General features: G+C 55.2%; 22 protein-coding genes. 5 read left to right on the top strand and 17 right to left on the bottom strand.

The genetic code is table 11. The annotated features are described in order from the left end of the window. Positions 1 to 345: 345 nt before the first annotated feature. The 10 genes from BOA8489_RS18685 to glpD form a co-directional block, all read right to left on the bottom strand. Positions 346 to 678, bottom strand: coding sequence for a nuclear transport factor 2 family protein (locus BOA8489_RS18685; RefSeq protein ID WP_093975827.1), 333 nt, complete (start codon positions 676 to 678; stop codon positions 346 to 348). Positions 679 to 992: 314 nt separating this feature from the next. After that, the gene (locus BOA8489_RS18680) at positions 993 to 1,184 is read right to left on the bottom strand and encodes a hypothetical protein (protein ID WP_093975826.1); all 192 of its coding nucleotides are present in this window, start codon (positions 1,182 to 1,184) and stop codon (positions 993 to 995) included. Positions 1,185 to 1,259: 75 nt separating this feature from the next. Next, the gene (locus tag BOA8489_RS18675; protein ID WP_093975831.1) at positions 1,260 to 2,453 is read right to left on the bottom strand and encodes an iron-containing alcohol dehydrogenase; all 1,194 of its coding nucleotides are present in this window, start codon (positions 2,451 to 2,453) and stop codon (positions 1,260 to 1,262) included. Positions 2,454 to 2,586: 133 nt separating this feature from the next. Further along, the gene (locus BOA8489_RS18670; RefSeq protein WP_093975825.1) at positions 2,587 to 4,308 is read right to left on the bottom strand and encodes an ABC transporter substrate-binding protein; all 1,722 of its coding nucleotides are present in this window, start codon (positions 4,306 to 4,308) and stop codon (positions 2,587 to 2,589) included. A 74-nt stretch (positions 4,309 to 4,382) separates the two neighbouring features. After that, on the bottom strand, positions 4,383 to 4,655 hold the full coding sequence (locus BOA8489_RS18665; protein WP_093975824.1) for a DUF2160 domain-containing protein: 273 nt from the start codon (positions 4,653 to 4,655) through the stop codon (positions 4,383 to 4,385). Between the two features lie 12 nt (positions 4,656 to 4,667). Beyond that, positions 4,668 to 5,561 carry a carbohydrate ABC transporter permease gene (locus tag BOA8489_RS18660; RefSeq protein ID WP_176440368.1) on the bottom strand — a complete coding sequence of 298 codons (894 nt, stop codon included), beginning with the start codon at positions 5,559 to 5,561 and terminating at the stop codon, positions 4,668 to 4,670. Then, positions 5,561 to 6,433: a carbohydrate ABC transporter permease gene (locus tag BOA8489_RS18655; protein ID WP_093975823.1), complete on the bottom strand. Its 873-nt coding sequence runs from the start codon at positions 6,431 to 6,433 to the stop codon at positions 5,561 to 5,563. The genes BOA8489_RS18660 and BOA8489_RS18655 overlap by 1 nt, the downstream gene beginning before the upstream one ends. Beyond that, entirely contained in the window at positions 6,433 to 7,518 is a 1,086-nt protein-coding gene (locus BOA8489_RS18650; protein ID WP_093975822.1) for an ABC transporter ATP-binding protein, read from the bottom strand. The genes BOA8489_RS18655 and BOA8489_RS18650 overlap by 1 nt, the downstream gene beginning before the upstream one ends. Further along, on the bottom strand, positions 7,518 to 8,606 hold the full coding sequence (locus BOA8489_RS18645; RefSeq protein WP_093975821.1) for an ABC transporter ATP-binding protein: 1,089 nt from the start codon (positions 8,604 to 8,606) through the stop codon (positions 7,518 to 7,520). The genes BOA8489_RS18650 and BOA8489_RS18645 overlap by 1 nt, the downstream gene beginning before the upstream one ends. Continuing rightward, entirely contained in the window at positions 8,603 to 10,225 is a 1,623-nt protein-coding gene (glpD, locus tag BOA8489_RS18640; protein WP_093975829.1) for a glycerol-3-phosphate dehydrogenase, read from the bottom strand. Before glpD ends, BOA8489_RS18645 begins: the two co-directional genes overlap by 4 nt. 231 nt (positions 10,226 to 10,456) lie before the next feature. Here glpD and BOA8489_RS18635 point away from each other — a divergent pair, with 231 nt between their 5' ends. Beyond that, the gene (locus BOA8489_RS18635) at positions 10,457 to 11,227 is read left to right on the top strand and encodes a DeoR/GlpR family DNA-binding transcription regulator (protein ID WP_093975828.1); all 771 of its coding nucleotides are present in this window, start codon (positions 10,457 to 10,459) and stop codon (positions 11,225 to 11,227) included. 1,313 nt (positions 11,228 to 12,540) lie between these two features. Continuing rightward, positions 12,541 to 12,807 carry a hypothetical protein gene (locus BOA8489_RS20270; protein ID WP_141138227.1) on the top strand — a complete coding sequence of 89 codons (267 nt, stop codon included), beginning with the start codon at positions 12,541 to 12,543 and terminating at the stop codon, positions 12,805 to 12,807. A 1,128-nt stretch (positions 12,808 to 13,935) separates the two neighbouring features. On the opposite strand, the gene BOA8489_RS18625 is transcribed toward BOA8489_RS20270, so the two are convergent. The 3 genes from BOA8489_RS18625 to BOA8489_RS18610 all read right to left on the bottom strand — a co-directional run bounded on the left by BOA8489_RS18625 (position 13,936) and on the right by BOA8489_RS18610 (position 16,867). Beyond that, positions 13,936 to 14,463, bottom strand: a complete 528-nt coding sequence (locus BOA8489_RS18625) for a hypothetical protein (RefSeq protein WP_093975819.1) — start codon at positions 14,461 to 14,463, stop codon at positions 13,936 to 13,938. Positions 14,464 to 15,045: 582 nt separating this feature from the next. Further along, positions 15,046 to 15,945: a sulfotransferase domain-containing protein gene (locus BOA8489_RS18615; RefSeq protein WP_093975817.1), complete on the bottom strand. Its 900-nt coding sequence runs from the start codon at positions 15,943 to 15,945 to the stop codon at positions 15,046 to 15,048. A 337-nt stretch (positions 15,946 to 16,282) separates the two neighbouring features. Continuing rightward, positions 16,283 to 16,867 (bottom strand): nickel-binding protein, encoded by a 585-nt coding sequence (locus BOA8489_RS18610; RefSeq protein ID WP_093975816.1) that lies wholly within the window; start codon positions 16,865 to 16,867, stop codon positions 16,283 to 16,285. Between the two features lie 100 nt (positions 16,868 to 16,967). Here BOA8489_RS18610 and BOA8489_RS18605 point away from each other — a divergent pair, with 100 nt between their 5' ends. Together BOA8489_RS18605 and BOA8489_RS18600 are read left to right on the top strand one after the other, a co-directional pair. Next, positions 16,968 to 18,614, top strand: a complete 1,647-nt coding sequence (locus BOA8489_RS18605; protein ID WP_093975815.1) for a winged helix-turn-helix domain-containing tetratricopeptide repeat protein — start codon at positions 16,968 to 16,970, stop codon at positions 18,612 to 18,614. Positions 18,615 to 18,880: 266 nt separating this feature from the next. Then, the gene (locus BOA8489_RS18600) at positions 18,881 to 19,708 is read left to right on the top strand and encodes an ankyrin repeat domain-containing protein (RefSeq protein ID WP_093975814.1); all 828 of its coding nucleotides are present in this window, start codon (positions 18,881 to 18,883) and stop codon (positions 19,706 to 19,708) included. Between the two features lie 42 nt (positions 19,709 to 19,750). On the opposite strand, the gene BOA8489_RS18595 is transcribed toward BOA8489_RS18600, so the two are convergent. From BOA8489_RS18595 to BOA8489_RS18580, 4 genes are all read right to left on the bottom strand, one after another. Further along, positions 19,751 to 20,653, bottom strand: a complete 903-nt coding sequence (locus BOA8489_RS18595) for a sulfotransferase domain-containing protein (RefSeq protein WP_176440367.1) — start codon at positions 20,651 to 20,653, stop codon at positions 19,751 to 19,753. Between the two features lie 207 nt (positions 20,654 to 20,860). Continuing rightward, the gene (locus BOA8489_RS18590) at positions 20,861 to 21,292 is read right to left on the bottom strand and encodes a GFA family protein (protein WP_093975812.1); all 432 of its coding nucleotides are present in this window, start codon (positions 21,290 to 21,292) and stop codon (positions 20,861 to 20,863) included. 26 nt (positions 21,293 to 21,318) lie between these two features. Next, entirely contained in the window at positions 21,319 to 22,254 is a 936-nt protein-coding gene (locus BOA8489_RS18585; RefSeq protein ID WP_093975811.1) for a carbon-nitrogen hydrolase family protein, read from the bottom strand. Positions 22,255 to 22,299: 45 nt separating this feature from the next. Further along, entirely contained in the window at positions 22,300 to 23,148 is an 849-nt protein-coding gene (locus tag BOA8489_RS18580; protein ID WP_093975810.1) for a class I SAM-dependent methyltransferase, read from the bottom strand. Between BOA8489_RS18580 and BOA8489_RS18575 the strand changes: the two genes are divergently transcribed. Further along, a complete protein-coding gene (locus BOA8489_RS18575; RefSeq protein ID WP_141138340.1) occupies positions 23,104 to 24,969 on the top strand; it encodes a winged helix-turn-helix domain-containing tetratricopeptide repeat protein in 1,866 nt (621 codons plus the stop codon). The two genes, BOA8489_RS18580 and BOA8489_RS18575, sit on opposite strands and share 45 nt — an antisense overlap. Positions 24,970 to 25,322 lie beyond the last annotated feature (353 nt).

Genomic DNA, 25,322 nt, shown 5'->3' with positions numbered 1-25,322 from the left:
CCGGAGCGGCTGAATCCCAAATGCTCTCATTTTCATGTTTGCCATCTCCGGCCATCGTCCGAATCCTCACATTAGGTGCGACGTCAGGCTACACGACATTCCACGTTGCGCAAAAACTCTGCGAGGCCGGCACTGAGGATAAAGACGTGTCGTCCGCGCAAGGTTCAGAACCTCACGATGGATTGTTACAAATAGTTGGCGACCTTGTCCGCATGGCGTTCGTTCACCGAGTTAGCGAGCGCCGAAGCGCAGCGAACGGGTGCTTTGACCGCACAGCAGTCATTTACTCTGAAAGGTATCAGAGTCCGGCATACGGTCGTATCAGGCGATAGACGCCATACAGGCTTATTTCTGGATTGGCGTTGCGCCCGTCTCGACACGGCTAATTTTTCCGTCTTTCTTAATACAAGACATCAAGACCGCCTCACGGGTCCCGTCAGGATAGTCATTGACTGAGTGCATCACTAGAATATCGTCATTCTCGTAAATACAACGCCGCACGCCCATGTCGGTTTTGTCGGACGCCATCATCCTTTTAATCAGGTCGCTGAACTCGTCTCTATTCATTTCGGTCCCGGTTTGGTGCCGAATAAAAATTGCATCGTTGCTGTAGAGCGCGACATATGCGTCCGCATCTCGGTTTTGGATTGCTTTGTTCAACTCTTCGAAAATCGCCATCGCTTATCCCCATTTCTGCTTTGATAATCTCAGCCTCTGCTGAATTTCCTAAGGGCGCAACGATTCCATTTTCGATACGTGGACAGCGGATAGACGAATAACCGCCCAGTCCGCATAGTAGTCATTGGTGCTTCCTGCAGCGAATGACTGCTCTGAGCCCGGAGCATTCATTTATTCGGGCTGCAGCGAATGGCCTCTCTGAACCGGTACAGACATTGGTGCGCAGGACTTCGGCAACTTTTCTCCAATTATCCAACTGGCTTCGATAATTGAAATATGGTTCGAAAGCTGACAGGCCGTGGCAGGCTCAACCGCTAATCCTGCATCCCCGCCTTTTTCAGCGTGGCCGCAAAGTATTCAACATCTTTAGGCTCCGAAAAAGGCATTATTTTCCGCACTGCGGAAAGGCGGTAATGGGGTTTGGTATCGGCTAACTGTGTAATCAAATATCTAGCTTCTTTCAGGCGGCCACCGGTGAAACGTCCGCTACGATAGGATAGCTTCATTCAGGTTTCATAAGTGTCGAATAGCCACGGATTCCAACCTGTTCACCCTTGCCCGGTTTCCACTGGCCCGGATATTCAGAGTGCATCCTCCACTGCGCTGGACAACTGATCGACCGTTAGGACGTTGGCATTTGACTTGATTGACGAGGTTGTCAGGGCTTCCGCAGAGATAGCACGAAGATCAGTGCCCGGCTCTATCCACTGCCCTAGACGCGGCAACGCGAGGTCATCAAGCTGGCTGTTTAGCATTTCGAATGCTGTTAGAGACGACACATCGAATGCGGCGCTCATCCACGTTGCAATGTCCGAATAACGTTTGTCATCTCCGGACGCGGCGCGTTCCGCTTCTCGATTGAGTCGCAGGACAGGGCCCAGCAGGCGGGCGCAAATAAGGCCATGTGGAGCGGAAAAGCGACCGCCGATTACTCCGGCAAGCCCATGCACCGCGCCCAGCCCGGCGTTGGCCAATGCAATGCCGCCGATCAGGCTGACATAGGCGATTTGATCGCGGGCTTTTTCATCTTCTTGGCGGGCCAGTTGCGCAAGAGCCGTCAGCCCCAACGGGATAGCCGCCCGGCATAATGAGTCGGTGAGCGGGTTTGCCTTAATCGAAAGATAGGGCTCGATCACCTGCGTAACCGCGTCAAATCCTGAAGAAAACGTAACTGATGCCGGAGTGCCATCGGAAAAAAAAGGATCAATAACCGCCAGTCGCGGCAACATCCTGTTGTCCCGCAGACTGACCTTGCGCCCTGCTGATGGCACGCTGACAACAGCGTTCTTTGTGACCTCTGATCCAGTTCCCGCTGTGGTTGGCATCGCGACGCACGGCAATGGATCAGCGGTCAGGGGCCGGGCTCCTCCGACACCTTCAAGGTAGTCGATCACGTTGCCCTGCGTCGGAATCATGGCGGCGACAGCCTTGCCAAGATCAAGCACGGCACCGCCTCCAATTGCCAAAATGACATCTACTTTTGCTGCTCGTCCGAGCTCTGTTGCGGCATCGACATCAGAGCATGTTGGCTCGCCCTGCGCAAAAACCGAAGTGACGGTACACCCAAGCTGTTCCAGATGTGTCGAGATATCATCCACCTGCGAAACCGCGCGCCCCCGCACCAGAAGAACACGTCTGCCAAAGCGTGCGACGTCCTCTGTCGCGGCTTTCGCGGTTCCACGCCCAAATCTGATCTGACCGGCAGTCAGGAAACTGAACGGGCTGATATTATTGAGTTGGGGGATTGGTATGACTCCTCGAATGCACGGGATCATTAGGAAATCGCTTCTCAGGATTGGACCCTGCAAAAAGGGGTCCAGCGCATCCTGGGTCAGCGAAAACGTTTGTCCAAGGCTGCCATGACAAAAAAGCCGGGGCGCGTGTGCGCCCCGGCCAAAGGTCAAAGACTTATTCCCAGGACTTGATCAATTCGTCGTAGCTGATCGTAATGGGCTCTTCGTCCTCGTTATCCAGCTTCGCAACCGGGGAACCGGGCTGCGCATACCAGTATTCGGCATCGCGCGGCTCGTTCATCTTCGGACCGATGTCGCCCTGAATGCCAGCGCGCTCGATACGCTCCATCACGCTCTCTTGTGCTTCGCAAAGTGCATCGAGGGCTTCCTGAGGCGTTTTCGCACCGGACATGGCGTCACCGATGTTCTGCCACCACAATTGTGCCAGTTTCGGATAGTCCGGTACGTTCGTGCCGGTTGGCGACCATGCCACACGGGCTGGTGAACGGTAGAATTCGATCAAACCGCCCAGTTTGTTGGCCCGCTCAGTGAAATGATCCGAGTTGATCGTCGATTCACGAATGAACGTCAGACCGACATCGGACTTCTTGAGATCCACCGTCTTGGACGTGACGAACTGCGCATAAAGCCAGGCGGCCTTAGCGCGATCGACGGGTGTGGATTTCATCAAGGTCCACGAACCCACATCCTGATAGCCGACCTTCTGGCCGTCTTTCCAGTAGACACCATGCGGGCTGGGCGCCATGCGCCACTTGGGCGTGCCGTCCTCGTTCATGACGGGCAGGCCGGGTTCGACCGTCGCCGCGGTGAAGGCAGTGTACCAGAACATCTGCTGGGCGATGTTGCCCTGGGCAGGGATCGGGCCAGCTTCGCCGAAGGTCATGCCAGCAGCGGCGGGAGGCGTGTACTTCTCAAGCCACTCAATCGCCTTTGTCACAGCATAGACGGCAGCTGCGTCGTTGGTGGCACCGCCGCGCGCAACGCAGGACCCGACGGGCTGAGAGTTCTCGTTCACCCGGATGCCCCACTCATCGACCGGCAGGCCGTTGGGTTCACCCACGTCACCCATACCGGCCATGGACATCCAAGCGTCGGTATAGCGCCAGCCAAGGCTCGGGTCTTTCTTGCCATAGTCCATGTTGCCAAAGACTTCGCCTTCCACACCCATGTGGCTGAGGTCACGTCCGGTAAAGAATGCGGCGATGTCCTCGTAGGCGGACCAGTTCACGGGCACGCCAAGATCATAACCGAGAGCCGCCTTGAAGTCGGCCTTGTTCTTTTCGTCGTTGAACCAATCATAGCGGAACCAATAGAGGTTCGCGAACTGCTGACTTGGCAACTGGTAGAGCTTGCCATCGGGGGCAGTGGTGAACTGCGTGCCGATGAAGTCCGCCAGATCGAGTGTCGGGCTGGTGACATCCGCCCCTTCGCCTGCCATCCAGTCGGTCAGGTTGCGCACCTGCTGATAGCGCCAGTGGGTGCCGATCAGGTCGCTGTCGTTGGTATAGGCGTCATAGATGTTCTCGCCCGACTGCATTTGCGTTTGCAGCTTCTCGACCACATCGCCTTCGCCGATCAGGTCATGGGTGACCTTGATGCCGGTGATGGCGCTGAAGGCAGGAGCAAGCACCTGGCTTTCATACTCGTGCGTCGTGATGGTCTCCGACACAACCTTGATTTCCATGCCCTGAAAAGGCGCTGCAGCATCCACAAAGAATTGCATCTCTGCTTCCTGTGCGGCGCGGTCGAGCACGGAAAGACCTGCGATTTCGTTGTCGAGAAACGCGTTCGCTGCCCCCATGTCGGCCCAGGCCGGCATTGCAAGGCATGCGACCAGCGCACCCGTTGCCGTTGTGGCTCTAAAAGATCGTTTCATCTTTATCCTCCCAAAACTTCTTGTTTGATGGTTAAGGCGCGCCCAGATGTCTACGGACGAACCCGTCTTTTCGTTCAAACCCAGCGAAATACCGCTGCGGCGTACACGAGGCAGGCCAGCAGTGCATAGGGCTGCGGCCCGACCTCCAGACCCAGCCAGATCAAATTGATAAAGGCCGAGCCCAACAACGTGATGAACAACCGATCACCCCGTGTTGTTTCTATCCTGAGAATGCCGACGCGCGGCGTCTCGGGAAATTTGATTGCGAGTATGGTGAACGTGATCAGCAGAGCTGCGATCACCAAAAAGAAGATCGCGGTCGGTGTGGTCCATGCCATCCATGCCATTGATAATCCTCCCTATACCCGGCCGAGGGCAAAGCCCTTGGCGATGTAGTTGCGCACGAAATAGATGACCAACGCCCCTGGCACGATGGTCAGGACACCGGCTGCAGCCAGCACCCCCCAGTCGATGCCCGCCGCCCCTTGGGTTCGCGTCATGATCGCCGCGATGGGTTTGGCATCCACCGTGGTCAGCGTGCGGCTGAGCAGCAGTTCGACCCATGAAAACATGAAACAGAAGAATGCGGCCACGCCGATTCCGGATGCGATCAAGGGAGTGAATATCTTGATGAAGAAGCGCGGGAACGAATAGCCGTCGAGATAGGCGGTTTCGTCGATCTCCTTGGGCACGCCGCGCATGAACCCTTCGAGAATCCAGACCGCCAATGGCACGTTGAAGAGACAATGCGCCAGCGCCACTGCGATATGTGTGTCAAACAGTCCGATGCTTGAATAGAGCTGAAAGAAAGGCAGTGCGAAAACCGCAGGTGGTGCCATCCGATTGGTCAGCAGCCAGAAAAAAAGGTGCTTGTCGCCCATGAAGGAATAGCGACTGAAGGCGTAAGCCGCAGGCAGGGCCACAGCGAGGCTGATGACCGTATTCATGACCACATAGATCAGCGAGTTGACGTAGCCGATGTACCAGCTTTCGTCCGTCAGGATCTTGACGTAGTTCGCTAGCGTCAGATCGCGCGGCCAGAGCGAGAAGCTGCCGAGGATCTCGGTATTGGTCTTGAGGCTCATGTTGAGCAGCCAGTAGATCGGCAGCAGCAGGAACAGCAGGTAAAGCCCCATAACGACGGCAGAGCCGTTGATCCTAGGTGTCTTGCGCCGCGCGGTATTCACCTTGGCTTCGGTGACACGTCCGGGGATTGACCCTGCGCCGGGTGCCTGGATGCTGGTATCAGTCATTATACCCCATCCCTTTTATCAAGGTTGGTCATCACAGTGTAAAACACCCATGAGATCAGCAGGATCACAAGAAAATACATGATCGAGAACGCCGCCGCCGGACCGAGATCAAACTGGCCCAAGGCCATCTTCACGAGGTCGATCGATAGGAAGGTCGTCGCATTGCCCGGCCCGCCACCGGTGACCACAAAGGGTTCGGTGTAGATCATGAAACTGTCCATGAAGCGCAGCAGGATCGCGATCATCAACACACCCGCCATCTTGGGAAGTTCGATGTAGCGGAAGACGGCCCAACGGCTCGCCTGATCGATCTTGGCCGCCTGGTAATAGGCGTCCGGTATCGACTGGAGCCCCGCATAGGCGAGCAGCGCGACGAGAGACGTCCAGTGCCAGACATCCATGACGATGACGGTGACCCATGCTGCAAGGAGGTCCTGCGTGTAGTTGTAGGAAATCCCCAATTTATCAAGCGTATAGCCCAACAGGCCAATATCCACGCGGCCAAAAATCTGCCAGATTGTGCCGACCACGTTCCACGGGATCAACAACGGCAACGACATCAGCACCAGACAAAAGGACGCCCAGAATCCTCTTTTCGGCATGTTCAGCGCAACGAAAATTCCAAGCGGGACTTCGATCGCAAGGATGATGGCCGAGAATGTCAATTGGCGCCAAAGCGCGTCCCACATCCGTTCAGACGCCAACATCTGTTCGAACCACTCAAGACCCGCCCAGAAGAACTGGTTGTTCCCGAAGGTGTCCTGCACCGAGTAATTCACCACTGTCATCAGCGGGATCACCGCCGAAAAGGCCACCAGCAAAAGGACGGGCAGCACGAGGAACCATGCTTTCTGATTGACTGTCTTGTTCATCAGGCTGCCTCTCCTTTGCGTGCGATCCGCCAGTCATCGACGTAAACGTTGATGCCGCCGCGATCGAAGGTGATACGTTGCGCATCTTGTGAGATCGAATCGTCTTCGCCCGCGATTGCACTGACCTCATGGCCTGCAACATCAAGGCGGATGATTTTGTGGCGACCGACATCTTCGATCCGCTTGATCGATGCGGGAACGCCGGTCTCGCTGGTTGTCAACTTCACAAATTCGGGTCGCACGCCGATCTGGATTTTGCCGCCGCTTGGGGCATAGCCGCCATCAAGTTGCACCGTTGCGCCAGCGATGCGCGCAGTCGTGCCGTCAATTTCCGCATCGAACAAGTTCATGCCCGGCGAACCGATGAAGTACCCGACGAAAGTATGTGCTGGGCGCTCGAACAGTTCCTGAGGTGTGCCGATCTGAACAACGCGCCCGTCATACATGACCACCACCTTGTCGGCAAACGTCAGCGCTTCGGTCTGGTCGTGGGTCACATAGATCATCGTGTGACCAAATTCGTGGTGCAGCGACTTCAACTGTGTCCGCAATTCCCATTTCATGTGAGGATCAATGACAGTGAGCGGTTCGTCAAACAAAAGCGCGTTCACATCCTCCCGCACCATGCCCCGACCCAGTGAGATCTTCTGCTTTGCGTCTGCTGTCAGGCCGCGTGCCTTGCGGTTCAACACGTCTTCCAGACCGATCATCCTGGCGATCTGATTGACGCGGCCCGCAATATAGTCCGGGCTTGCGGACCGGTTTCGCAATGGAAAGGCCAGATTGTCCCGCACTGTCATCGTGTCATAGACAACCGGGAACTGAAAAACCTGCGCGATGTTTCGCGAGGCCGTCGGAGCGTTGGTCACATCCTGGTCGTCGAACAGGATGCGCCCTTGGCTGGGGTGCAGAAGGCCAGAAATGATGTTCAGCAGGGTCGACTTGCCACAACCTGATGCGCCCAGCAATGCATAGGCTTCGCCGTCCATCCAGTCGTGGTTCAGTTCCTTAAGAGCAAAGTCGTCCTCGCAGGACGGATTGGGCGAGTAGGAATGCGCCAGATTATCCAAAGTGATTTTTGCCATTATGCCACCTCTGAATACGGTGCTGCAGACACAAGCATGCCGTCATTCCCGAAAATGTAGACGTGCGTCGGATCGAGGAATACCTCTAGCGGCTGTCCCGGGGTCAGGCTTTGCACGCCGTGAACAAGCCCGACCCATCTCTGACCATGGTGATCAAGGTGCACAAAGGTTTCGGACCCGGTGATCTCGGTCACGCTGAGCGTCGTATTGAACGCCATCGCCTCCGCTGTCTTTGGCTTCAATTCAAGGTGGTTGGGGCGAAAGCCTGCTGTATAGGTACCGTTAGGCTGCCCTTCCAGACCTATGGGCGTGGGGACCGACTGGCCGTCTCCAAATGACATTCGGGGGCCGTCTTTAGTCACCGAGAGAAAGTTCATCGGCGGGTCCGAGAAGACCCGCGCAGTCGTCGCATTCACGGGTCGGCGATAAACGTCTGGAGTGCGACCGAACTGTGTGACCTGACCTTCCCAAAGCGCTGCCGTGTTGCCACCGAGCAAAAGCGCTTCTTCGGGCTCAGTTGTCGCGTAGACGAAAATCGACCCGGAGCGCTCGAATATCTTCGGGATCTCGGTCCGCAATTCTTCGCGTAATTTGTAATCAAGGTTGGCCAGGGGTTCATCCAACAGGACAAGACCTGCGTTCTTGACGAGCGCACGCGCAAGGGCGCACCGCTGCTGTTGGCCTCCCGATAGTTCCAGCGGCTTGCGGTCCAGCATCGGCGTCAGTTTCATCAGGTCGGCTGTTGCACGTACGGCGGCGTCAATCTCGGACCGGGACTTGCCCATGAGAAGAAGCGGAGAGGCAATGTTGTCGAAAACAGTCATCGACGGATAATTGATGAATTGCTGGTAAACCATCGCGACCTTGCGGTCCTGCACCCGTTGACCGGTCACATCATTACCGTCCCAGAACACCTTGCCCGTGCTGGGTGCATCCAGCCCCGCCATAAGGCGCATGAGCGACGTTTTTCCTGATAGCGTGGGACCGAGAAGGACATTCATCGTGCCCTTTTCCAACTCCAGATCGGTTGGATGGATGTGGGTCTGGCCGCCGATGACCTTCGAGACGCCCTTCAGGACCAATGTCATGCCTGTTCCCCCCTGATTGCCGACGACAATGTCTTCGCGGGATCGTGGTATGCCTGCATCCAGCTTTCAAGCCCCTGAATTTCGTCACCAGTCAGTCGCAGCCCCAGCTTACTGCGTCGCCACACAATGTCTTCGGCGGTGCGTGCGTATTCGCGACGGACAAGCCATAGCACTTCACTCTCGGTCAGAGTCGCGCCAAATTCGAGTCCCAGATCAGCTTGGGATTCGGCGTGTCCCAGAACGTCCCAGCTGAGGGTACCATAAGCCCGCACAAGACGGCGCGCCCAGAGCGGACCGAGAAATGGATAATCTTGCATAAGGCGCTTTATCAGGCCATCGACTCCGTCCACAGCAAAATCGCCGCCGGGCAATGCGACGCCGGCAGTCCAATGCCCGGACGTTCCAGGAAAGAAGTGGACGATCGTGTCCATAGCATCTTCCGCAAGTTTGCGATAGGTCGTGATCTTGCCGCCAAAGATATTCAGAATTGGCGCGCCGCCGGCTGCGTCCACTTTGAGTGTGTAATCCCGTGTCGCCGCCGTCGCGCTGCTGGCGCCGTCGTCATAAAGCGGACGCATCCCCGAATAGGTCCAGACGATATCGTCGAGACTTATGCCCCTCTTGAAATAAGTGTTGGCGAAATCGACCAGATACTGCTGCTCGGCCACTGTGCACTCTGGCATTACATCGGGGTTTTTGTGTTCCTGATCCGTGGTCCCGATCAGGGTGAAATCTGTCTCGTAGGGGATGGCGAAGATGATCCGCCCGTCAGCACCCTGAAAGAAATAGCACTTGTCATGTCCATAAAGCCGTTTGGTCACGATATGGCTGCCACGCACAAGCCGAACGCCTTCGTTCGATCTGATGTTCGCCCTCTGATGGATGATGTCCCCGACCCATGGACCACCTGCGTTCACCAGCATTCGAGCCTTGATGCTCCGCTCTTCATTTGTCTGGGTATTCCGCAGTGTAATTTCCCAGGCATTGGAAGAACGCACCGCCTTTTCGACCTTGGTGCGCACCATAATGTGCGCCCCCCGGTTATCGGCATCCTGCGCGTTCAACACAACCAAACGGGAGTCTTCGATCCAGCAATCAGAATATTCGTAGGCTTTTTGGAACCTGTCTTTGAGCGGCTCGCCTTCCTTTGTGCCACGCAAGTCCAGACTCCTGGTGGGTGGCAAAAGCTTTCTTCCGCCAAGCCGATCATAAAGGAACAGACCAAAGCGTATTATCCATGATGGACGACGGCCCTTAAGCCAAGGCATCAACCAGTTCAGGATTCGGGATACGGGCGTATGCGCGTCGAACCGCATGTCTGGACTGAACGGCAAAACGAACCGCATCGGCCAACTGATATGGGGCATCGCGCGCAGCAGCACCTCGCGCTCGCGCAGCGCATGACGCACCAGATTGAATTCGAGGTATTCCAGATACCTCAGCCCGCCGTGAAACAACTTCGTAGAGGCTGAAGACGTCGCAGATGCAAGATCGTTCATCTCTGCCAGCGCCACGCTCAACCCCCGACCGGCCGCATCGCGTGCAATGCCGCAGCCGTTTATGCCGCCGCCGACAACAAGGAGGTCAAATACATCAGGGGTTGCGGAATCATTCGACATAATGACCCTCCCCGCCATCTGCTTGAACCAGACCAATGGGTAGGGCAGGCGACACAATCGCGCAAGAATTATCTTCATTTTTATTCGCTTTGGCTCAAAATGTTCGAAATACACGGAATCCTGGCCCAAAATAGCTGGATAATGTGTGTTTTTCTTCAATATGGACGAAAACGAACATTTTCGCTTGCCGGTTCGGGCCGACCGGGGCTACTGATTGAGTGGGAGATCACAATGTCACAAACGTTTCGCCACCCGGAGATTCTGGAAACCGCACGCCGAGAGGGGAAGGTCACGGTCGAAGGACTGGCAGCTGAGTTCGGCGTCACCCAGCAGACAATCCGGCGGGACCTGACAGACCTTGCCGCAGCAGGCAGTCTGGAACGCGTACATGGTGGCGCGATACTGCCGTCCGGCACCACCAACATTCTTTATGACGAGCGGCGTACGCTGAACCAGTCTGCCAAAACCGTTATTGCGCGCGCCTGCGCGGAGCATATTCCGGATGGCAGTTCCCTTTTCCTCAACATTGGTACGAGTACGGAAGCGGTAGCTCGGGAATTGCTGCACCATAGCAACCTCATGGTGGTCACCAACAACATTAACGTGGCCAGCATCCTCGCTGCGAATCGTGATTGCGAGATCATTCTGACAGGAGGAACCCTTCGTAGGCTGGACGGCGGTCTGGTTGGCGCTTTGACGATGTCGACGATCCGTCAATTCAAATTCGATTTCGCAGTCATTGGCTGTTCTGCGCTGGATGCTGACGGCGACCTACTGGATTTCGATATACAGGAGGTTGGCGTCAGCCAGACGATCCTCGCTCAAGCGCGCAAGACGTTTTTGGTTGCGGACCATTCCAAGTTCATGCGCAACGCACCTGCCCGGATCTGCACTCTAGCAGAAATCGACAGTTTCTTCACTGACCTGGCTCTCGCCCCGAAACTGGCTGAGCAATGTCAGAATTGGCAAACCAACGTCTTTGTCGCGGATCAGGACGCATAGCCCAGGCTGTTCGGTGAAAGGAATTGCCCTCCATGGTGGATGGTATGAACGCCGAACAACGTTCATTCACTGAAGCTGCTAAGAGCTCTACTTAGCCAGAGCAGCCCACTTCTATTTTGGAAATGCGAAAGGCCGCTCCGTCCGCAACTAGGTCATTGGGGCACGATGCAGCGAATGACGGGTTCGAGCCCAAAGCAGGCGTTCTTTACGCAGTCACCAGCCTTAGCATTGGAAGATTTCGAGCGAGTTGTGTCCTGAGCGTGAACATCATCAGATAAATAGGGCGGACTGTTCACGCTTCATAAGTCGATTTCTTAATATTTGTCCGTTGACGCCCCAAAAGCGCCAGAACCTTCAGTCATAAAGATCGTGTAGTAAGTGTTAACAAGTGTGATGAGTATCCAATGCGAAAGTGCCTCGTATCTTCTTTTGTGCGCAAGCCTTCTTTACTTCGCTATATTTTCTTCACCCTCTCAAGCCTCAAGATGTGGAGCTATTCCGACTGGGTGCGAGCAGGTGAACCCAATCCCTTTGCCAAAACTTGCTGGGAAGTCGGCGGCACATCTCGATCGGAAATCGTGTCTCTTTTTCGATCGCACCTAAGCTGATCATTTGCCTCTCCGCAAATAATTGCAGAACCATCTGGGCCGCCCTTCGGGGCGGCTCAATTCTATTTGGGCTTGCTCCTGCCAGGCGTCAAACAAAACAAGATTTTCAAAACTAGGGTTTATCCGATAACACCCAATCCTGCCGCACTCGTTGCTGTGAGACTGATCTAGATTCCCTAAGGGTCGGCACAGTCTACTTGATGGTTTAAGCTCCGGAATCAATCCAATGCGGCGGTGGTAATACTCTCTGAGTCACTGCGAGCACCAACATCAAAATCAACTCGATTAACAAAGAATTGGATGCAAACAGCGCGTCTGCAGCAGATTATACACAATGCGGCATCAATCGAGGCCACAGTTTTGCTGACGTCGGATGTTCTGGTACAATAGAATTGTGCGGGAAATGTTTGCCCGGGCTATTTTGTAATAAGTTCTGACTGGACGCTTTTTCGATTTGCGACAGTCGTTGTGTAAGGGGTTCCCTATGTCCAGTGAACGCGTGACTTCAAAAGCGACTTTGTTTCCGCCTCTGGTGCGACCTGAGCCAGCATCGAAGCACACCGCCAGAAAGCGGTTCTCGCAAAATCCCATAATTGACGCCCTGTGTTTATTCACGGTCAGGCATGTAAAGACTCCAATCGTCAATCCATATGTGACGGCAGCAATAGGTATTGCGATAATTACTGCGGCTGTGGGGGTGTTTCTTTGACCCTCAGAAACCTACCCTTAGAGGAAAAATCACCTAGCGAGAAGTTATGGCTTTTGGCTGGCGAACTGCTTCGGGACGAAGGTATCGAAGAAGTTAATGCTGGACATATGGCGACCCTAATGGGGCAAGCCCTGACTTGCACCGCCATCTACAGCACGATCGATCCGCTTGACTCAAGAACCATCGAGCATGTTGTAGAACGCGCCGTCGAAGCCGCGCTCAATGCACACGGACACTTCTTGGAACAGGTAAGACACTTTTAATTCTGTCGAATTGCGCTCACCGGCCCGGCAAAGTGTGCTTTCAAGAGCCGCATCGTCCCGCAAAGCGGTCGTTGCCCCAATTGCGATGAATGTCCGATATTTGCGGAACCGGTCGTTCGGCCATCCATCGCCCAATAGGGATCAGAATTGCTCGCGATCGGGCCTGGACCGAGTGAGGTTGGCCCCTTGGTCACCTGAGAGCCCGTAGATGGGGCGGGGTGCCCCGGGCTGACCGTGTTTGCCGGTTTGGCTTTGCCGTGGGGAACTGCAGCCTTCGCGCCGTTAGTAGGGGATTAGTAGGGAATGTATGTCAAACGTTCGCCTACACCGTCTTGTATCGTCCAAGATAGCCGTCAAAAATAATGAAGTAATCATAGTGGGTTATGCGACTATAGGCGGCTCAGTCCTGTTGTGTCCAACATAAGGACGGCAAAATTCGTAAGGACAAGGTCGGGGGTTCGAGTCCCTCTTGAGGCACCAAATCATCAAAGAATTATTATAATAATCAGATGCTTGTCAGTTTTCCGAGAAGATTAACCACCTCTGTATCCCCCCTTTGCCTCTCTGTTGTGCGCTAAGCGCGCGCAGCAATGTTTCCCAGTCTCGGTCAAGTTTTTGCCCTGATTGAGGGGTTTACGTAAGGGCAGGTTATTGGTGCCTGTGTGTTGGGTCACCACTTCCAAATGGAACGGGGCCGCCGAATTTCGACGACCCCGCAATACAAAATCACTCGTTACTACACTCATTAGTATCGCTCTTAGGAGCGGCACTATTGAGGCATGCTATGACAGACTTCAGGGCAATTTCGTGCGACCTATCCGTCGCTGCCACATTTCCGAGCGGTGCACGGGGTGGTCACGTCAAGGTCGTTTCACGTGTCATGACTGCCTTGATGCGCGCATCAATAGACTGGCCAACCGTCTTGCCTGTACGGCCTCCTGCGACCTCCCGCCATGTACCCACCGAGGGTGACTTGGCCCTGCGCGATGACCGCCGCCTGCGCCATGCACACGGCATACTGACCACCCACGCACAGCCGGACACTTGCAGCGCTCTCCGCTTTGCTTCGCCATTGCCCGGCACCTAGGCGCGTTCTGTAGTCTCGTGACAGGGCTCATGGGGTTATCGTCACTTTTTGCCATGACCTCCCCCCTCATGGCTGACAGAGCCAACAATCGCCTGACCACCTTCATTGACGGTTACCCGCTCGACGCGCACGGTCTGCTGGGCCTTCGCGCGGTACTTCTTCAGCCCGTCCATTTGTGCGAGGAACGTGCGGCTTAGACGTGTCATTGACCTCTCGTAGCCTTCGCGCACATCTGGGCATGCCGCATGGAGACCCTTCTGCGACATGGAGCACAGTGCGAAGTGCGTGGCCGTCATTTGAGTGACCAGCATGGCTTCAACTGCGTCACGAGGCTCTAGCTCGACGGCCATAGCTGGCATCAGGTCAATGTACTCCATGGCCTTCTGGCCAAAAGCATTCAGCGCAAGGTTAAGCAGCAGGTCCGCCGCTTCCCTTGTCTTCATTCCATACAGCCTCTGTATTTGGTCCTCATCGGCAGGATGAATGGTTACGTTGCTATCGCCTTTTGTTACCAGCTTGGGAGCGGTGCGTTTTGCTGTGACAATCTCATGCTTGGTCTCTTTGCCCATCTTCTGCCTCCAAGGTTAGTGGTGTTCGCAGCCGTTGTGTGTTCATGGTATGTTCTATCACACACTTGCACAGAAACGAACCGATATGCCGGACCGACGCGGGCGCAGAGCCAGTCTGGAAGACATCTTGCCGGAGGATAGGAGGGCGTGGGCTAAGGAGGTCTGGGCGAACCGGTCTGATGTGGCAAAGCTGAGCTCCGGTGCCTGGATGCTCAGAGAGGGGGCGAAAGAACTTGGGCTCAGTGAAGAGGCCGTTGATGAGGTTTTGCGGTCTCGGTGATTGAATACTGCTTCGCTCACTCGCCCAGAATTCTTGATTTGTGGATGCGTGAATTTGGCTCCCCCCACCGGTCTGGGCGGGTTAGCCCTAAAGGATCTACATACCCCCCCACCCGGAATCTTCAGAGCCACTTCACCACAGACCCGCCGCCCAGTTCCGTTCTCACTGAGATGTTACTCAAAAGGGGGGTAGGGGTCTCACAGAGACGAATTGATCGCAAAGCAGACATTCGTGCACGCCGCAGCGAATGACTGCTCAGAGCCCAGAGGCGACATCACAGGCACGAGGTAATACATTCCCTGCTAAGTCGGTAACTCTCCACCTGACTGGAGCCAGTGCGCATCATCTTTTGGAAGTAGCTGTGCAAGACGTTTGTGAAATGCGGCAAGATCTTCATCCGTCAGCTTGCCCTCCCACTTTCGACTACTAGCGCTGTCGAAGAAGGCTGCGGGGTCGTTAAACGTGGCGGAGCTTTGAGCACTCTGTTTAACTTTTGCTCGCGCATTGGCCTGCATGTTTTCGAACTGCGCACTTCTCGCAATCGCTTCCAGCTGCTTTTCATTAAGTTCCAGATCAAGCACCGATGCGAGATTCTTCGTGTGGCCGATCAAGTCGCGCCGCATGTCTGCATAATGAAATATGTGTACATTTGGAAGTTCAATATACCGCTTGAAGCACGTGAAGTGGTGCACGATGGCCTCAAGCGTGATCCCGTCCGCCATCTCCGATTGTGTGGTCGCTCCAAGGAAAAAGGCAAACGATGCGGCGGGATCATCTGGAAATCTGTCTTGGATGAGGTCGACCTTTAAGTTTGAAACATGCCTACGCATCGAAAAATGCGCATCGATCGGGTGGCGATAGACAGCTAGGTAAGTGCACTTTGGATCATAAGGGAGGCCATCAAAAGGTGTGTGCGTCTTGATACATCTACGGTGGCTCTGAGCTTCAAACATCTGAGCTATCGCCAGTTGATCCCGAAAGCCCGGATCAAGCCAGACCGACAAGTCATCCATGTTCTGATCCATGCCGGGTTTTTCGAACAACAGCGATAGAACCAATGCCTGCGTCCAGGTCGTTCCACACTTTGGCGGAGTAGCCACAATCACGTCGCCATCACGGAGTGAGAAATCAGTCCAGATACGATTGTCTGTCAGGCGGCTTCTATAAACAACAGATTTCTGTGAAGGCGTTCTGACGGTCATTTAGATTTCCCTCCCCAATGCGCTTGGGAGGCATGATAACAGGCTGGCAACGTGCAACCCAGCACATTGATAGAACGGCCTCTTTGTTGACTCATAGACGTCTCGGGCGTTTCTTCGTTGGCGTAAGTCGGCTTCGTCCGCGGAACGGTCATTGGTGCTGGACGCCGCGAATGGCCGCTTGGAGCCTTAGTTCCAGATGCTGCGACTCCAACTAATGACGGCTTTCGGTTCAATGCTTCGCTTATGATGTTGGGCTGATCGCGTTTTGTGACCCCAATTGAAACTGCCCCGAAACGTGTCCGGAGCAGTTACGGAGCCGAAGTCCATGACAGGCTATTCAGTTCGCCACTTGGCTCACGGGCGTGATCTTTCCGATCGGCGCTCCGGCCAATGCGCCATGCTCGCGCAGAGTATCGGGATTGTCGGCCCGGTAGATGCAATATGTTCCCTCACCTGTCAGATAGGAATGGTCCCATTCGATCACATCGCCAAGCTTGGCTATCGCCGCATTCGAGCCTTTCGAAATCTTCTCTTTCTTTTCCAGCCCGAAGAAACCGACACCAGGAATTGGGCGCTCTATGACATAAACCTGATGCCCGTCGCGCGGCTCGGTGCCGGCGGGCTTTCCACCGCCGACAGTAGGCGAGTTTATGAAGAGCACTTCTGAGATTTTCTCTGGCGTGATGGCGGCTGCTTGAAACAGTTCACGCACCGCGCCCTCGTCATTGGCCGTCAATACGACATAGCTGTCAGGTCCAGCGGAGAGCGTTTCGTCAACGCTCACACCTGCCTCTTGCAACATCGCCTCAGAAGGGGTCTTGAAAGGGGCTTCCAGTTCAACAACAAACTGGCCGGCAAGCCCGGCGACGGGAGTGAAGAGAGTCGCAATCAGGGCGACGCGGAAAGAGTGGAATTTGAACATATGATCCTCCGTATTTGAAATTTAACGCTTCTTGGCTTTCGTGGCTATGCCGCCCGAAACCGACTATAATGGTGGCGAAATCCGAGCTGAAATGTCCTGAATGACTTCCGAAATCGCTACGAAATCACGCGTTTTGCGAATTGGTCAGGGTCGTTACGACCTTGAAACCGGTGCACTTACCGCAGCAGATGGCACGCCGATACACCTGCGGAAACAATCTGCCGATGTCCTTGCGGTGCTTTCCTCAAATCCAGGGCAGGTGGTTGATCGCGAAGCGTTGGTTCAAGCGGTCTGGAAGGACATCGCGACGACCGACGACTCATTGATCCAGTGCATCGCTGACATTCGTCGTGCGCTCGGAAAAGAGGTGATCGAAACCTATCCAAAAATCGGCTACCGGCTGGTCGCTGTTGCGGCATATGCGGATCATCCGGCAGAACGGCCCCGCAACCGCCTCCGCCAGTTTGCAGCGGTAGGGGTTTGCGTGCTGTTTGCCGTGGGTCTGGGCCTTTGGTTCAAGACTGACCCCAGCGGATTTTATGCAGATGGCACAGCCATCGTTCCTCCTCGCGTTGTGCCCAACAAGACGCTCGCGGTTCTGCCCTTTGTTAATCTTGGCGGTGGTGACGAATTGCAATTTTTTGGGGATGGCCTCAGCGAGGATTTGACCACGGACCTCGCCAAAATTCCGGATCTGACAGTGATCGCCTTCGCTTCCAGTGGCGATTTCCCTCAGGCTGAAGCAGGTTTCAGGGAGATCGCCGAAAATCTTGGTGTGCGGTATCTTGTGCGTGGAACCGTCCGGCACTCGAACGACCGGGTGCGCATCAATGTTTCCCTCATCGACCCCTTCGAGGGCGTGAATGTCTGGGCAGAGCGATTTGACCGGGTCCGGCAAAACCCCTTCGATGTTCAGGAAGACGTGACGCGCGCCATTGTCGACGCCCTGTCACTTTCGCTCAATGCCAACGTGGTCCCATCGCGCGTAGCGACAGACGCCTATTTCATGTTGCTGCGCGGTTTGGAGCCATTGCGAGAAGGCACAATCGAGGGCAATCGAAGGGCCCGCGAATACTTTGAAAAAGCGCTTGAGCTTGAACCAAACTATGCACGTGCACATGCCTATATTGCAGTCGCATACGGGCGCGACATGATGTTTGACTATGCTGCCCCGTCACAACGGCAATCTGTTCAACCGGGGCTTCAGGCCGCCATTGCGGCAATACAACTCGATCCCGACATCCCGAATGCCTATTACGCTCTGGCAGTCTTGAACCTTGCCATCGGAGAGAATGACAAGGCACTTGCGGCAGCGCGACATTCGATCCAACTCAACCGGAACTTTGCAGAAGGCTACGCCATTTTGGCCGAGGCATCTGTTTACGGCGGTGATCTTGAAGAAGCACTTGAATCGATCCAGCACGCCAAACGATTGCACCCACATCATCCGGCGCGATTTGACTGGGTTGAGGCACATGTCCATCTTCAGCTTGGCGATGCAGACACCGCGCGCGCGTTGCTGGAGAAGACAGTGGAGGAAGCTCCCGGTTTTGCTGCGGCTTTCGTCTTGCTCGCCGCCGCCTATGCCGAACAGGGAGAGCATCAACGGGCAAAATCAGTGCTGGCAGCTTTGCGCGCTCAACAGCCAGGTTTTCGGGTTGGTGAGTTCGTAGCCTCGGCACCTTTTGTATCCGAAGATCGTCGTCAGCGGCTCGATAATGCTCTTCAACGGGCAAACAGAGATTGACACCCCCCTTAAACCAGGTTCCTAGCTGGTTTGGCCGCCTGTTAGCGAGCAGCGGTCGCATACTTGCTTAGCCATAAAGCGGCCATTGGCGCCTTCGCAGCGAAAGTCGGAAATGTCCGCGCAACTCGGTCATTGGGGCACGATGCAGCGAATGACGGGTTCGAGCCCAGAGCGGACGGTCGGTGCGTTGCCGAGGGTTGCTGCTTGAGCGCGAGAATTTGCCCTGACCCGCTCTAGTGCGATAGCATTTTTGAGGGAGTTCGAAGATGGGTCAAAAAACCGCTTTCGCCTTGGTGCTTTCGGCGCTTGCATACCTTGCTCAGTCGGCGTCGGCCGAGATCATCCACATCCACGCTAAACGTGGAAATCTCGAGGGAGTTTTGGCGGAACTGGACAAGGGCGTGCCCCTAGAAATTCGGAGCACCAATATGACCAGCGATCCTGGCGTCACGCCTCTGTTCGTCGCAGCAAAGTTCCGGAAAATTGAAGTTGTCGAAGAGCTGTTGGCCCGGGGTGCCGATCCAACCATTTTTTTCACTGTGCCCCGCGCAAGATACACCACTGGCACCGCACTGCATCACGCTGCACGTTTTGGCCATCTCGATGTCGTCGAGGCGTTGTTAGACGCCGGCGCAGATCCTGCGAGTTATGATCGCTATATCGCGACGCCTTTGCATCAGGCTCTGCGTGGTGGTCACGAGCAAGTAGGCGAACGTCTGATAGCTGCTGGCGCGCCAGAGCGCGCATTTGCACCGGCAATTGATGGTCTAATTGCAACGGCGGATAAGGAACGCGGCCAAGTAATCGCTATGGGTTGCGAAATCTGTCACGGCAAACCGTCAAGCGAGCGGCAGGCAGGAGATAACGGTCCCAACCTTTGGGGAACGCTCGGGAAAGCAGCGGCATCCGATCCGACCTTCGAATATTCGAGCTATCTCCGTGACGCTGAATTGATCTGGGACGCCGAGACCCTCAACCACTACCTTTACAGCCCTTATCAGTTCCTGCCTGGCACATCGAAGATCATAATGGGATTGGAGAGTGACGCCGATCGCGCGGCTCTCATAGCATTTCTGGCCACTCTCGCCGACTGAGGTTTGGCAAGCCGCTGGACATCCTTTTTCTCGGCCAAGCGGTTATCCAAGTCTTCTCGAATGATCTCCCCATTCAAGCCAGGCACGGGCATCTTGGTCCAAAACCTTTGAGATTGCGCTGTCGTAGGTTGCCAGGTCGGCGTCAGTTAGAACGCCTTCCCATTTGCGCGAGGTACCGCTGTGAAAGAAGTCTGCGTCTTTCCGCCAGAAGTCGTATCCTGCGACGAGGCCGAACCGATCCACGTTTCGTTTCATGTTGTCGAATGTCGCAGCCCCTACCAGAGCCTCCATCTTCTCGGGGGAGTGATCGACATCGATGTGTGTCGCCACGCGCCTTGTCGCGGCCGCGAGATCGCGTTGCATATCAGCATAATGGACGCGGAGCAGGTTCTCCCACGATTCCCGCTCAAGTGTCGCTTTGTAGTGCGTGACGATGGCCGAAAGACTCGAGTGATCGAGATAATCGGCTTCGAGGAAGATGTGGAAGCTCTCCCTTGGGTCGTCTGGAAACAGCTTCATATCTAGACCCATCTCCTCGACGATTTCCGGCTTATAGTTTGCAACGTGGCGTCGCACCGAGAAATGGACATCGATGGGGTGACGGTAGACAGTAATATATGGGACATCCGCCCAGTGAGGGACACCATCCAACGGTGTGTGTGTTTTCACCTGCCGCCGTCCTGTCTGTACGTCGAGACGCGAATTGACTTCGTCGATCGTGTTGCCGTTGTTGTCGAACCAAGGAGCGTTTTGGGATGGCTGCACGTTCACTTCGGGATCGCCGGTGAACAGAAGCGCAAGAAGCCCCTGCATCCATGTCGTACCTGATTTCGAGGGCGTAGAGACGATCACGTCGCCGGAGCGTGGTCTGAACGACGCCCATCGGCGCGAGTCGGTCATGATGTCTTGGTAGACCCGCGTCGGTGCCTCCGCTGTTTCCGTCATCACATCTCCTCGTGCAGTGAAATCAACTCTATCAGAAAACGGATAAACCGGCGACTGTTTCGGCGGCTCCGTCCGCAAAGCAGTCATTCGTTGTGATGCGCATCAAGGTCCGCTTTGCGGACAAGGCCGCCGTTCAGGCGATGAAGGTTCGTACATCTCCGCCTGAATAAAGCGAGCAGGACTTAGACCCAGGGTATACCTCACGCACTATTCGGGAACGCTCTCTCCCGATCCGCCGAAATCCGCAGGAAAGTCTTTCATCTTCGGAAGACCGTCCTTCATTGGGAGCACTGCTTCGGCATAGTTCACGTGAATACCGGGGACGAACTCGACACTCGGAAGGATGGCGGCAAAGACATCGATAAGATTTAGCCCCGGATGACCAGTCATAACGTGACCACCGCACTTAGCGCACCATTTTCGGTCGCTGCTCTCTGTCTTGTTGTACTGAAGAAGATGCTTCTCGCCCTTTACAATCTTGACTTGATCTGGCTCCCAAAGCGTGAATGCATTAACCGGCCCGGCAGACCAATGACGACAGCTTTCGCAGTGACAGTATCCCATTCCTGCCGGCTCGCCGGTGACTGCGATTTCAACGGCACCACAAAAACACTGACCTTTATGGGTTTCAACTGACATGGTTTTTCTCCTGATGTGAAAGCTGATCAATCCACGAACGTGGCTGGATGAGCTGGATTGCGGTTGACTGTGAGATTGAAAACGTCGGGTCGGGAATAGTGGCCACTTGCGTCGAACTTGCGTCGGGATGCGCGGGCTTCTGACGGATCGATATCGGCCAGCAAGAGCCCCTTTTCCTGATGCATCGGTCCCGCCAGTCGCCCACCGAAGGGCCGGTAAACCACTGCGTCACCAGGATTGATCCATTCATTCTTGTTCGGAAAGAGCTCATCGTAGTAAGGCACATCCTCAGGGATGTCCGAGGTTTCCAGCGACGTGGCGCATCCGACGACCCAACAGCCGCCCTCCCGCGCAATGTGTTGCATAGTGGCAAGCCACGTTTCACCGCTATCCCAAGTGGGCGCACAAAGGATGTCGATGTCCTGCGCATAGAGCGCAAAACGGGCAAGCGGCATGTAGTTCTCCCAGCAGATGAGAGTGCCTATACGCCCGACCGCCGTCTCTACTACTCGAAGACCCGATGCATCCCCGAAGCCCCAGACCATTCGCTCTGGGTTGGTCGGCATCAGTTTTCGATGGTTGTTTACGATCGAGCCATCTGCGTCGATCACGGCACAAGAGTTGAATAGAGTGGAGCCGCTCATACCGCCGTCCAACTCGTTATAGCCAAGCACCAAGACGACGCCGTTTTCTGCTGCAGCTTCCCTCAGCGGATCAAGACCCCCTTTTAGTCGGTCAATCGCATTTGCTTGCAGACGGGCGTACAACTCGTCGGTCTTGCCCATGCCAGCGCCCGGCGCCAGACGCCAAACGAAAGTCGGATAACCCGGGAACCAGGCCTCCGGGAAGATGACCATTTCCGCACCTTTGCGAGCCGCGGATGCAATAAGCTCCTGAGCCCGCTCCATTGTCTTTGCAAGATCGAGATAGACCGGAGGTTGCTGAATTACGCAGAGTTTCAACGTGTTTCCTTTCGTGTAGGTATTTTTCTTGAGGAGTTCCGCGCTTCACTTGGTTCCAGCGGCGACCACAAGTTCGCAGGGCCCTTTGAAACCTTCTGCGGTTTCGAATTCGCCAAGCGCCTCGCCTATTTCTTCCCAAACTGACTCCTGCGCGTCGTGGTTTAGTCCACTCAACATTTGGTGCAATGCGCCGAACGATTCTCGCTCGAAGCGCAGGCAGTCAGCAGCTGTTGGTAGAAACACCGGGGCGCCAAGCACCTTTTCTTCAACGTTGCGAAAACCGGCCTGCTGCAAAGCGCCCACAAGCTCTCCTTGAGACCCCAAGCTGAAAGGGCCGGGCTGATCTGGAGCCGGTGGTGGAAGCTTGGCCCTTTGGCGAATTATCGAGACTGGCTTCGAAAAGAAACCGTTCTTCTCGGGTGTCGAATAGACAATCGCTGCAAATCTGCCGCCAGGTTTCAGCGCACGTAGAATGTTGTCGAGTGCCTTTTGTTGATCGGGGAAATAGATGAGCCCAACCCGGCTGATTGCGGCATCAAAGCTATTCGGCGGAAGTTCCAGAGCTTCGCCGTCCGCAACATGCGTTTCGACGTTTTCCAAACCCTCGATTGTCGCGTTCTCTAGAGCGTACTCAAGGATATCCGATGAGATGTCGGTCGCCAGTACACGGCCGGACGCCCCCACGCGCCGGGCGGCGGTCAACGACTGCTGCCCGGCGCCCGCAGCAACGTCCAGAACATGACTTCCGGGTCCAATGCCTGCCATATCAAGCATCGTTTCAGTCGCAGGGCCGAGCCATGCGTCAAGAAAAACACCCCAAGCGTTCCACGCTTCCGCTGCATCCTGCCATTGCTGGCGCGTCGTTTCTTTGTACGCCACTGCATCAAAGGCCATCTATTTGCTCCTCACTGGTTTCGTTGTGAGCGCCGAGTGTCGGCGTACTGCAACCATTCGCGAGGCGACCACGGGCGTCCCGAAGAAATGCCTAAGAAATTGCTACGTTTCGGCTATAATGCTGAAAAAGAGGGGAAAGTGGCCACATCTGGAAGGCGTCTTGTGGCAATGACGCGCGCCTTTGTGGCTCGTCTTATGGCTGAACTGCATCTTGGAAATACTCTCGTTCGCACGGATACGGGTGAGATCCTGAACGAAAATGGAGGCGCCCATCTCGAGCCAAAATCCATGGCGGTACTGTTGTACCTGGTGGAACGTCATGGGCAGGTGATTAGCCGCGAGGAATTGCTTGATGCTGTTTGGCCGGGCATTCACGTAGGCGACGATTCACTCACAGCTGCGATCATCAAGATCCGCCGCGCTCTTGGAGACGACGCGCGCAAGCCAACCCATATCGAGACCATACCAAAACGCGGCTATCGCCTGATTTCGCCGATGGACGGTGCCGTTGAAGGTGAACCACCGAGCCCTGAAGGCGGGTCGGGATCGCACACGGCAAGGTCGAGCAAGCGGCTGCTGCCAATCTTTGCGGCTTTCTTGGCGGTTGTTGGTATCTCAGTTTATTTTGCGTCTCCCCGCGAAGACCGATCAGAACAGCCAATTACACTTGCCGATGCCTCGGCGGTTATCGCAGTGATGCCGTTCGCCAATGTTAGCGGTGATCCCCAGCAGGAGTACCTTGCCATGGGGATCAGCGATACCATCTTGAACGACTTGGCCCATCACTCGGAATTCTCAATCCGGCAGGTATTGGAAAACACGAGGGCTTCGACACCAGCGGACTACATTCTTCAGGGCAGCGTCGCACACGTGGGTGACCGGCTTCGAATTGTCGCTCGATTGCTTGATGGCGACGATGGCGAGGTCCTGAGGGCTCTGAAATTCGACGAGGATTTTGACGACCTTTTGGTCATCGAGGACGAAATAAGAAAAAACGTACTGCTCGAAATTTCAGGCACTATCAATGACGAGGAGAAGTCTCGGCGCGCACGTGGCTACACGGATAATGTAGCTGCCTATGATCTTTTTCTACAAGCCCAAAGGCAGCTTCTCGTTCGCACTGCCACTACGAATACCCAAGCCCAGAGTCTGTATCGAAAAGCGATTTCCGCGGATGAAACGTTTGCCCGCGCCTATGGCGGCCTCGCGCTCAGCTATGCAGCAGATTATCGAAACGGTTGGGTAAGCGACGGCGACACAGCATTGGAAAGCGCGATGCGATATGCGGAAACGGCAATCGGCATCTCACCTGACCTACCAGAGCAGCACTGGGTGATCGGATACGTTTTTGCCCAACAAAGACGGTACGAAGATGCCATTAAGCATGTCAAACTCGCCATCGAAGTTTCACCCTCTTTTGCTGACGCCTACGCGCTGCTTGGTGGAATTGAGACGTACCGGGAAAACCCAGAAGGCACGATACCACTTCTTCGCAACGCGCTCAGGATCAATCCGGATGCGGGATACCTCTACTTCCTGCTCCTTGCTCGCGCCTACTACTTCATGGGCGACTATGAGCAGGCTCATATTAATCTCAGCGAAGCACTCGGTCGAAACCCCGAGAACATCGAGGCTCGACTATATCTTGCTGCGACTTTGCTCCATCTGGATCGAACGGATGAGGCTGAATGGGAAGCAATGGAGATCCTGGGTATCGAGCCTGATTTCAGTCTTGATGTCTGGAGCGAAACCTATCCAATGGCTCGAGGCAAACAACTCAAGCAGTTTTTGGCCGATCTTCGACGGGCTGGTTTCACATGACAGTAAGCTCCTCAATACCAGCGCTTAGTCACGCGACGACACCTTCAACCGTGCGTCGACTCAGGGCTCAAACCTTATTTCGCTGCAGCATTCATCAATGGCCGCTATGCGCACAGAGCGGACCCAAACGGCATGTACTGTTCGATTGATGCCAATCTTGACCTCGGTTAACTTCGAGGCCCAATCAGCAATGGCAATGGCCGTTCAATAAGGGAGATTACCCAGTCGCGGGTAATTCTGGAGTTGGGAATAGGGAGTAGACCATGAGGGCTGTTATCTATGACAGTTATGGCGGCCCCGAAGTGCTGCGTTTAACAGATATTGATGTGCCCGAACCCGCCAAAGGACAAATT

The organism is Boseongicola aestuarii (assembly GCF_900184815.1).
GTDB classification, from domain to species: Bacteria; Pseudomonadota; Alphaproteobacteria; order Rhodobacterales; family Rhodobacteraceae; genus Boseongicola; species Boseongicola aestuarii.
Note: the sequence above shows the minus strand (reverse complement) of the source record. Positions and strands in the feature narration are given on the sequence as shown.